The sequence below is a fragment of the Pauljensenia sp. 27098_8_83 genome, from assembly GCF_041432695.1.
In the GTDB taxonomy this organism is placed as follows: domain Bacteria; phylum Actinomycetota; class Actinomycetes; order Actinomycetales; family Actinomycetaceae; genus Pauljensenia.
This window is the reverse complement of sequence record NZ_JAPWAD010000036.1, coordinates 1-9,864: the sequence shown is the minus strand read 5'-3', so window position 1 is coordinate 9,864 and position 9,864 is coordinate 1. Positions and strand designations below refer to the sequence as shown.

The 9,864-nt window shown below is 67.7% G+C and carries 10 protein-coding genes and 1 riboswitch; of the genes, 4 read left to right on the top strand and 6 right to left on the bottom strand.

Annotated features, from left to right (window positions below; genetic code table 11):
- The 3 genes from O3656_RS10100 to O3656_RS10090 form a co-directional block, all read left to right on the top strand.
- A partial coding sequence (locus O3656_RS10100) for a hypothetical protein (RefSeq protein ID WP_500063942.1) occupies window positions 1-384 on the top strand: 384 nt, incomplete at its 5' end.
- 90 nt (window positions 385-474) lie between these two features.
- Window positions 475-1,008, top strand: a complete 534-nt coding sequence (locus O3656_RS10095) for an ankyrin repeat domain-containing protein (protein WP_500063941.1) — start codon at window positions 475-477, stop codon at window positions 1,006-1,008.
- Window positions 1,009-1,019: 11 nt separating this feature from the next.
- Entirely contained in the window at window positions 1,020-1,352 is a 333-nt protein-coding gene (locus O3656_RS10090; RefSeq protein ID WP_500063940.1) for an immunity protein Imm33 domain-containing protein, read from the top strand.
- Window positions 1,353-1,374: 22 nt separating this feature from the next.
- On the opposite strand, the gene O3656_RS10085 is transcribed toward O3656_RS10090, so the two are convergent.
- The 6 genes from O3656_RS10085 to O3656_RS10060 all read right to left on the bottom strand — a co-directional run bounded on the left by O3656_RS10085 (window position 1,375) and on the right by O3656_RS10060 (window position 9,010).
- On the bottom strand, window positions 1,375-2,205 hold the full coding sequence (locus O3656_RS10085) for a class I SAM-dependent methyltransferase (RefSeq protein WP_500063939.1): 831 nt from the start codon (window positions 2,203-2,205) through the stop codon (window positions 1,375-1,377).
- Window positions 2,202-3,725: a phospholipase D-like domain-containing protein gene (locus O3656_RS10080; protein WP_500063938.1), complete on the bottom strand. Its 1,524-nt coding sequence runs from the start codon at window positions 3,723-3,725 to the stop codon at window positions 2,202-2,204. The genes O3656_RS10085 and O3656_RS10080 overlap by 4 nt, the downstream gene beginning before the upstream one ends.
- Window positions 3,726-3,729: 4 nt before the next feature.
- Window positions 3,730-4,329 (bottom strand): nucleoside/nucleotide kinase family protein, encoded by a 600-nt coding sequence (locus O3656_RS10075; RefSeq protein WP_500063937.1) that lies wholly within the window; start codon window positions 4,327-4,329, stop codon window positions 3,730-3,732.
- On the bottom strand, window positions 4,326-6,770 hold the full coding sequence (locus O3656_RS10070) for an ATP-binding cassette domain-containing protein (protein WP_500063943.1): 2,445 nt from the start codon (window positions 6,768-6,770) through the stop codon (window positions 4,326-4,328). The genes O3656_RS10075 and O3656_RS10070 overlap by 4 nt, the downstream gene beginning before the upstream one ends.
- Window positions 6,771-6,780: 10 nt before the next feature.
- Complete coding sequence (locus O3656_RS10065) at window positions 6,781-7,380, bottom strand: ECF transporter S component (protein WP_500063936.1); 600 nt, start codon at window positions 7,378-7,380, stop codon at window positions 6,781-6,783.
- A gap of 30 nt (window positions 7,381-7,410) precedes the next feature.
- A riboswitch (TPP riboswitch) is annotated at window positions 7,411-7,512 on the bottom strand.
- A 28-nt stretch (window positions 7,513-7,540) separates the two neighbouring features.
- A complete protein-coding gene (locus tag O3656_RS10060; RefSeq protein ID WP_500063935.1) occupies window positions 7,541-9,010 on the bottom strand; it encodes an amino acid permease in 1,470 nt (489 codons plus the stop codon).
- A 163-nt stretch (window positions 9,011-9,173) separates the two neighbouring features.
- On the opposite strand from O3656_RS10060, the gene O3656_RS10055 reads away from it, so the two are divergent.
- Window positions 9,174-9,740, top strand: a complete 567-nt coding sequence (locus O3656_RS10055; RefSeq protein WP_500063934.1) for a DUF2218 domain-containing protein — start codon at window positions 9,174-9,176, stop codon at window positions 9,738-9,740.
- Window positions 9,741-9,864 lie beyond the last annotated feature (124 nt).

Below are 9,864 nucleotides of genomic sequence, written 5' to 3'. Positions count from 1 at the left end.
AGGCTGTTCTTTACCATCGATGGAATTCTCTTTGATTCTTTCTGGTACTCGACAGACAACTACCGCTTCGGCACGAGCGAACGCCCAAGCCGTGTCGGCGCAACACTGCGAACCCCGAGTTCGACAGTTGCGAGATATGAGTTGGTGCGCCTTCTGGGTGCCTACAACCGATGGTCGCATGGGCGGCAGGCAGTCGAGCTAACGGCTGACCCGGATTCCCTCCGAGCAAGCTGGACGATAAGCCCCGGACAACTACCCGGCGAGCAGGTCCTGTCAATGCGCAGTTGCCCCGACGTAGAGTTCACCTCTTTCGATGAGCAACGCGCGTACAAGCTCGCACATCTCATGCAGCATCCTTTTCAGGAAGCGCTAAACTGTACTTAGGTGAGTAGAACCAGCACACCAAACAGGGTTCGACGTCCGCTGTTTCACAGTCGATCACTCTCGCAGCCACAAGCACGAAGGCCTCGACAAATGAACATCTTTCTCACGGCGAACATGAAGACATTTGAGGACTTCATAGCCCTCTATGTACCGGGGGACGAAGCACGCGCGAACCGGGGGCGTTCCCTGTTCAGTTACGCTCTCGGAAACAGCAAAGCGGAAGAGCGATACAAGATCGTCGACTTCCTACTTGAGCGCAATCCGTCGTTCACCCACAAGTCCGGTGATGGCGCGTCGCTCCTGCACATCCTGCTAGGAAGCCTCAACCACGACCCCGTCCGCGATGCCGCCATCGCACAGGTCCTGGTCGACCACGGAGAGACCTTCAAGTGCCTCGACGATCGCAGGCGCCTACCCCTCCAGTACCTGCTCCCCGCCCATCGCTACTCCGACGAGGACCTGGCACCCATCTACGACGTCATCTTCGCATCCCCGGACCCAGGTTTCACGACCGTCGTTGACGGGGGCAAGCCTTTCCATGAGCTCGTCCGTGCATTCGAGGACCGGCACGTCCTCGCGGACCGTATCGACGCCTACCTGCGCGCGCAGGATGACACCCACTGACAGGAGTACTGATGTACACCACCTACATTCGCGACGCCGGAATCGCCGTTGTCTCGCGCAGGATCCTCGAGGGAAGCGCCACCATCAAGTGGATGATGCGCGTGGTACCGGTCGAGATCGAAGACTCCGGCTGGCGCGTTCTCTCGGGCGACGACACCGGCGAGTACATGAGCGACCCGACCAACTTTTTCCGGGTTGACTTCAACATTCTGTGCAACATCGAGCCCGCCTGCATCGGTATCTACGACCTGCCGATCGGCTCCGACATCCAACTGGTCGTCGAACCTGACGGCCGTCGGCGCTGGTTCGACAACAAGGCTCGCGAGGAGATCCGCTTGCACTGACGCAGGTGTCGTCCCCCCGCCCTCACAGGTGAGAGATCCACACGAGGGTCGCGTAGGGGATCGTCACCTGCTCCCCCGGCGCATACCCGAGGTGGTCGTAGAGGTACCAGCGCAGGTTCGCCTGCATGCGCGCACGCCCCGCCTCCGACGAGCGGATATACGAGGAGCGCGTCGTTCCCAGGGTGAGGATCTGCTCGGGGGTCATGCGGTCCTCCCAGGCGACCTGGGTGAGTGTCATCGGGGCGAAGCCACCGCCCGGTGCGGGCGGCCTGTCGGGGCGGTGCACGTCGCCCGAGCGCATGATGCGCGTCAGTCGATGTACCCGCGGGATCGATACGGCCATCTGATTCCACACAATGGCGAGCGCGCCGCCGGGCGCCAGGATTCGGGCTACCTCGAGGCCCGCACGCTCAGAATCCACCCAATGCCAGGACTGGGCAAAGACGACGATGTCGTACACGTCGTTCGACAGTCCGGTCTGCTCCGCGACGCCATCATGCCACGTCACGCCCTCGATCGACGAGGCCTGGGCTCGCATCGCCTCAGAAGGTTCGACCGCGTCCACGAGGAACCCGGCACGGGCCAGGAGCTCGCTCATCTTGCCGGTGCCCGCACCGATGTCGGCTGCGCACAGCGGCCCGTCCTGCCCCGACGCGTCGGTACCCCGAGCGCACCGCGCGGCTTCGACCAACGCGGCCACGGCCTCGTCCGGGTAGGCGGGGCGCACGGAGTCGTAAGCACCCCCTTCCCCAACGAAGGGATTCACGTCAAGGGATTCGGACACAGTGTTCGACAAAGCTTCCTTTTCCCTCGCAGTAGAGCGATTGATACCCGGACCATCGTGACCATTCACAGGAGCGAACTCCCGAGCCGGCACACGTTGTCGACGTAGTGCACGTGCCACGGCTGGCCCTTCCACTCCTCGTACGTGAGCTCGCGGGACTGCCCGCGCGTGCGCTCGTCGTTGCCGTGCAGCATCTCGACCAGGCGCGCACTGTCGGCGACGAGCACGATCTCGTAGTTGAGGCCGAAGGAGCGCACGTCCATGTTGGACGAGCCGATGATGCACAGGCTCCCGTCGACGATCATGTACTTCGAGTGGAGCATCCGCGGCTTGTGATACAGGTGAATGCGCACGCCCGCCTTCAGGAGCGGCCCGTAGTAGGAGCGCTGCGCGTGGCCGACCAGGAACTGGTCGAATTGCTCGGAGACGAAGAGCTCGACCGTCACGCCCGACAGCGCGGCGTTCGTCAGCGCCGTCATGAGGGCCTCGTCTGGGATGAAGTACGGGCTGGTGATCGACACGTGCGTGCGCGCCGAGGAAATCATGTGCACGAATGCTCGCAGGTTCGGCTCACCCCTGTACGCGGGGCCCGACGGGATGATTTGCATCGCCGAGGCCTGCTCCTCCTCATGCTCATCGGCGGCCTGCGCGTCGGGTGGGGTGAGAACCTCGGGCGTGAGGACCTCCTTGCAGGCGTAGTACCAGTCGACGGCGAAGACCGCCTGGATCTGGGCGACGATGGGGCCGGTGACGGACACGCTCGTGTCGTCGTAGTGCATGCCGGCCTTCTGATACGAGGGGGTGTCATAGTCGGGGGCCACGAGGTTGTGAGACCCGATGTAGGCCTCGCGCCCGTCGATGACGAGGATCTTGCGGTGATTGCGCAGGTCCGGGCGGCGGATCTGGCCGCGCAGCGGCGCGAAAGGCAGCATCTCGTGCCACTGGATGCCCATGGCGTTCAGGCGGCGACGGAAGTCCCGGTGGCCCGGGATCGTGCGCATGCCGTGGTGGTCGACGAGCAGGCGGACGGTGACGCCGCGCTCGACCGCGCGCTCGAGGGCCTCGTAGAAGGGGGCGGTGTACTCGTCCCAGGACGTCTGGTAGTACAGGGCGTTCACGTGGTGGGTGGCCGCGTCGATACTGGCCGCCATGGCTCGGAAGGTTTCCGCCGTGTCGTTGTAGAGGCTGCCGACGCGCCCCGCCGAGGCCGGGAATCCGCTCAGGTTTCCGGACAGGCGCATGATCGAGGCCGTGTCGCCGTCCGAGCCGAAGGGCAGGCCGTCCGGTCCGGTGGGAACCTCGTAGGACGCGGGCTGTGGCGCGGTCGAACCCGCCACGATGGCGTCGACGAGCGCTCTGGCCTCCGGATCATCATCCAGGCGCCTTCCCATCGCCCACCACGAGCCAAAAATAAAGTACAGCGGCACGCCGAGGAGGGGCCACAGGAAGATCAGCAGCAGCCACGCTGTCGAGGTCGATGCGCGCCGATGCTTGGGCACAACCCCCAGCGCGACAACGCGGATGACGAAATCGATGGCCCCGACAAGGAGCCATCCCCACAGCGGTGGTTCGGGGGGTGGCGGCAGCATGCGCCTAGTCTATCGAGCGCCCCAGGTCCTGGTCGGCCCAGCGCCGCCAGTGTGGCGCGTAGGTCTGCCCGTCGCGCGCGAGCGCCCGACTGCGTCGTTCGTCCTCGCCTGGGTCGGCGATCCAGATGGCGAGGTCGGCCTCGGCCTCGATGGTGCCGCAGCCCTCGATGATGGTCGGGGCGAGGGGGACGCGGGTCGTCTCCCCTGTTGCGCCCGCCTCCCAGTCCCAGGCCTCGTAGGAGGAGGCGCGCCCTCCCCGCAGGTCGGCGGCGATTCGCCGCGCGATGCGCGCTCCTGCCGCGAGGCCGTCCCAGCCGGGGTACCAATCGTCGAGGTGGAGCACCTGCCAGCCGGGCACGAGGCGCGCGAGGGCGGCGGCCAGCGTGGACTTTCCCGAGCCAGAGTAGCCGTCGATCGTCACGACCGGGACGCCGTGCGATGCGCGCGCGGACTCACCGTGGGACGAAGCCGTGGCCCGCTCCCCCGCCAGGGCACTCAGGCGGGGGGCGAGCTCGCGGGCGGCCTCATCGGGGCCCATCGTGACGGGGACGGTGACCCGCAGGCCCACTCCCCCGCTCACATCTTCCCAGGTCAGGCCTCTCATCGGCCCACCAGGGCGAAAGTGCCCGCCCAGACGCTCGCGGCCAGCGCAATCGCGGGAACGGCGGCGGCGACGACCATGAGGACCGCGTCGGCGGCGCGCAGGCGCGAAGGGCGTGCCCACGTTCGCTTGCCTGCCGCGCCAAAGCCCCTTGCCTCCATGGTGGTGGCCAGCTTGCCGGAGCGACGCAGCGCGAACACCAGCAGCGAGAAGGCGCCGCGCAGGAAGGAACGGATGCGCGAGGCGTCGCCCACGCCTCGGGCGCGCCGCGCACGCTCGAGGGCCTTCCAGTCGGCCGCCATCAGCGACGTCATGCGCGCGCCCGCGAGCGCGGCGAGCACCGGGCGGGCGGGCAGGTGCAGGATCTGCGCGAGGCCGTCGCCCATGTCGGTCGGATCGATGCGGTCGAGCAGGGCGATGGCGGGCATGACAATCGCGCACATGCGCAGGCCGATGCCCAGCGCCAGCCACATGGAGTGGTCCGAGATCGCGGCGGGACCGAGCTGCCAGTAGACGTGTCCACCCGGGCTTGCGTAGAGCAGCATGGACAGCGCGCCCAGCGGCGCGGCCACGAGCAGCGGCGTGGCCTTGAGGAAGAAGCTGCGCGCGGACACGCCCGACAGGGGCATGAGCGCGAGCTCGAGGGCGAGGGCCACGCCCGCGCTCACCGGGTCGATCGTGATCAGCAGGGGCGTGGTGGCGACCAGGAGGGCGAGCACGCGGGCGACGGGATTCGTGCGGGCAAGGAGGCCGCGGGCGCGAGTCTTCGTGCCGGTTTGCGTGCCTTGCTGCTCTGGGTTCTGCGCGCCGCCCGCAGGCGCGGGGGCCACCTTCTCGCCGGCCTGCGCGCCGCGATCGTGAGCGTTCCCAGCGGAGGCGGCCCCGGCCTCGTCCGCGGGATCAGCGGGGATCGCACCGCGCGTCCCGACCTGGCCTAGGTCCACGACGCGCTGGCCCATCGCGGCCACGAACGCGGGGTCGTGCGTGATGGAGACCAGGGTGACGCCGCGCGCGAGGGCGGCGCGCAGGAGGCGCACGAGGCCCAGCCACGTGCCGCGATCCTGGCCGAAGGTCGGTTCGTCGAGGATCAGCAGCTCGGGGGCGCTGATGAGCGCGGTCGCCACCGACAGGCGGCGCTTCTCGCCGCCCGACAGGGTCATGGGGTTGGCGCGCGCGAGTGTGGTCAGGCCCAGGGCCTCGAGGTGTTCGTCGACGAGGGGGGCGATCTCCGCCTCGCTCATGCCGGCCGCGCGCGGGCCGATCGCAAGCTCCTCGGCGACTGTGGAGGCCAGGAACTGGTATTCGGGCTCCTGGAAGACCATAGACATGCGGCCGAGCAGCTGCTTGCTGGACCACTCGTGCGGGTCGCCGCGCGTGCCGTCGGAGGTTTCGACCTCGACCGTGCCCGAGATGGGCGGTAGGAGGCCCGCCAGCGTCAGCGCAAAGGTTGATTTTCCGGCACCGTTAGCGCCAACGATGCAGGTGGAGACGCCGCGCTCGATCGTCAGGTCGATGCCGCTGCGCACGGGGGAATTCTTGTCGTAGCCGATCGTCAGGTCGGCGACGCGAGCGATCGGGGTGGTACCGGACGAGGCCGGGGCAACCTCGGGCGCGGGGCCGACCTCCGCGGCCACGTCGTCGCCGGGCAGCCAGATGCCGCGCTCGCGTAGGGCATCGCCCTGCTGCGCGAGGACCTCTCTCAGCGGGCCGTCGGCCGCGATCGCGCCATCTGCGACCACGATGACGCGATCCACGAGCGAGGCCCACACATCGACGCGGTGCTCGACAACGACCACGGTCGCGCCCGTGCGCTCCACGACGGCCTCGACGGCGCCGCGCACCTCGGCGACGCCGTTCGGATCCAGGTTCGCGGTGGGCTCGTCCAGGAGCAGTAGGCCCGGGCCCATCGCCAGAATCGACGCGAGCGCCAGGCGCTGCTTCTGCCCGCCCGACAGCTCCGTCGTCGAATGATCCAGGGGCACGCTCAGGCCCACGGCCGCGAGCGAGTTCTCCACGCGAGGCCAGATCTCCTCGCGAGGAACCCCCAGGTTTTCCATGCCGAAGGCCACGTCGTCGCCCACGCGGGCGAGGACCACCTGGGCCTCGGGATCCTGCATGAGCAGACCCACGCGTCCCCTGGCCGCGGCCGGGGCGACGCCGTCCACGGTGAGCGTGCCGGTGGCCTCGCCCTCCTCGGCGCCGCCCAGCAGGCCGGCCAAGCCGCCCATGAGCGTCGACTTGCCCGACCCGGACGGGCCCAACACGAGCACGCGCTCGCCCGGCGCGATATCGAGATCAACGCCCGACAGCGCGGCGTTCTTGCGCCCGGCGTGACGCCATCCCCAGTCGCGCGCGCACACGCGCGCGCCCGCCCCCTCACCCAGCGGCACCTGGCCGTCCGGGGAGGAAACGGGGCGGGGGGAGGCGGAGTGGGCCTCGTCCATGGAGTTGGAATCAGACAAGCTCACGCGCCCCGCGTCCCGAAGCAAAGCGGTCGAGCGCGCCCGTCTTCGCGAGCGCATTCGTCAGCGCCCACGCGAGCAGACCCGCCAGGACGACGCCCGAGAGCGCGCCACACACCAGGTAGATGGCGTTGTAGAGCACGCCCTTTTCGAGGTGACCGGAGAGGAAGAGCTCGAGAACCCACTCGAAGGCGAAGGACACGGCACCCGCGGCGGACACGATCATCGCATTGAAGCGGCGGTAGGCGACCAGGGCGAAGACGACCTCAGCGCCGAGGCCCTGCGCGAGGCCCGAGTAGATGGTCTCGACGGCCCACTGGGAACCCAGGGCCATGGAGACGGTCGCGGCCATCAGCTCGACGAAGAACGCGGCGCCGGGCTTGCGGATCACGTAGCCGCCGAGCGTACCGCCCAGCAGCCAGACACCCGTCACCAGGCCACCCAGGCCGGGGGCAACGGCCTTCAGGACCTCGTAGCCCGCACCGCCCACCTGGTTCCAAACGACAAAAATGAGGCCGCACGCGACGCCCAGGACGGCTGCGGTGACGATGTCAATGACCCTCCAGCGGAGGGACGGGGAAGTGGATGCCATGCGAAAATACTCCCTTCGTGTTGCACGGCGGCCACGAGGGAAGAGCCTTCCTACGCCGGTATGATCCGGATCAGGTTCTACGGTCGGGGGTTGTCCCCTCTCAGCTCGCGTCGAGCTCCCGTGGCACAGTGGTGAGCATAGTCACTTAGTATTCATCGCGCTACTCATGCAGGTGAGGCCCCTGATGGGGACCCTCGCCCGTCCCCCCGTCGCCGAGCACGCCGCGCGAGGCCCGGCGCAGCAGGAAGTGACGGTTCGCGAAGGCCGCGCCCACGATGAACACGATCCAAATCAGGGAATAGACGAGGCCGGGGCGGGTATCGTCCCACATCGCCAGAATGACGCCCATGCACCCCATGAACGCCAGGACGACCCACGCGCTGACCGCGCCGCCGGGGGCCTTGAAAGCCGAGGCCTCGTGCAGCTGCGGGTGCTTGTGGAGGTAGACCAGGTAGGACACGACGATGACCACCCACACGCCCATGAACAGCGTCGCCGACACCGAGGTCACCAGCGTGAACGCCTCGGAAATCGAGCCACCCATGCCCATGATGACGATGCCCGACAGCAGGCACACGCACGACAGGAACAGGGCGTTGAGGGGCACGTGGTGGCTGGAGAGGCGGGCGAAGATACCGGGCGCCTGCTCCTGGCGGGCCAGGCCGTAGAGCATGCGCGAGGTCGAGTAGATGCCGGAGTTCGCGCTGGAGGCGGCCGAGGAGAGGACCACGAGGTTGACGATCGTCGCCGCGGCGCCCAGGCCGGTCAGCGAGAACATCGTGACGAAGGGCGATTTCTCGGGGCTCACCTGATCCCACGGGGTCACCATCATGATGGCCGCGAGCGCCGCCACGTAGAAGAGCATGATGCGCACGGGGATGGAGTTAACGGCCTTCGGCAGGGTGTTGTCCGGATCATCGGTCTCGGCGACGGTTGTACCCACCATCTCGATGCCAATGAAGGCGAAGAGGGCGATCTGGAAGCCGCCGAGGAAGCCGGTGAATCCGGTTGGGAAGAAGCCGCCGTGGCTCCACAGGTTCGAGACCGCGGCCGCGGTTCCCTCCGTATCAACGGTGCCCATGGCGACCATGGCGAAACCGACGATGACCAGCGCAATGATCGCGACGATCTTAATGAGGGCGAACCAGAATTCCGTCTCACCAAAGGCCTTGACCGTCATCGCGTTCAGGGCGAAGAGCAGCAGGGTCGTCGCGCCGATGGGGATCCACGCAGGCAAGTCCGGCCACCAGAAGTGGGTGTAGCCGGTGATCGCGATCATGTCCGCGACGCCGGTGACCACCCAGCACGCCCAGTATGTCCACCCGGTGACGAAGCCAGCCCACGGGCCGATCAGGTCGCGCGCAATGTCCGCGAAGGTCGCGTACTTGTGGTCGGAGAGCAACAGCTCACCCAGGGTGCGCATGAACAGGAAGAGCACCGCGCCGATGATCATGTAGACCAGCAGGATCGAGGGGCCCGCGACGGAAATCGTCTTACCCGAGCCCATGAACAGGCCCGTGCCGATCGCGCCACCAATGGCAATCAGCTGAATGTGGCGGTTTTTCAGCGTGCGCTGAAGCTTTTCGCCGCCCTGCTGGTGGTCGCCGTGTTCGACTTTCTCACTGGTCATCGTTGTTCCTTCTGCCTGCTCCCGCCCCACCTGGGACGTTTTGCGCGGTCTTTGCACGCTCTCGCGAAGCGCTTGACTCTCCAACGCTACCGCACGGGCACGCTCATGACCGAATCTAGATCCCCACATGGCAGAAGCCTCGCATTCAAGTTAGGTTTGCCTTATGACGCAGAATTCGACGCCTTCGACGGGCCGCACCGAGGTGCCCGCAGGCGCCCACTCCCCCACTCCCTCCCTGGGCACCCCCGACGCCTCAACCCCGGCCTCGGCGCACGCCGCACCTGACCCGTCGGCCGCCCCGGCCTCGTTCCCCCTGATCTCCGCGGCCACGATTCCGACCGAGCGGGCGGCGCGCTACGGCAAGCAGCTCGTCAGCCACATGGGCCACAAGATCACGGGCTTCTGGGACGAGGAGGCGAGCAGCGGCCACCTGCTGTTCGACCGCGAGGGCCCGGTCCTGGGGTGCTTCGACGTCGTCGCGTCGCCGTCGGCGCTGACCATCGAGCTGCGCACGGAGCCCGAGCGCGCCGACCGCCTCGAATTTATCGTCGGCATCCACCTGGCGCGCTTCGGTGCGCGCGATAGCCTCGCCGTCGCGTGGGAGCGCACCGACGGCAGTGCAGGTTCGACGCAGGGACCCCTCACTCCCGAAGAGGTTGAGGCGCACGCCCGCGCCAAGAAGGCCGCCCGCGAGGCGGCGGCGCAGAGCGCAGCACTCACGGCGGACTGACGGCGGCGGGCACGCGGCGAAATGGGCGCGACGAGGCACGCGGCATCCGGGGATGCAGCAGCGTCGCCGCACGCAGCATCCGCACACACAGCAGCGTCGGTGAGGCGTCCGCTATCAATTCCGC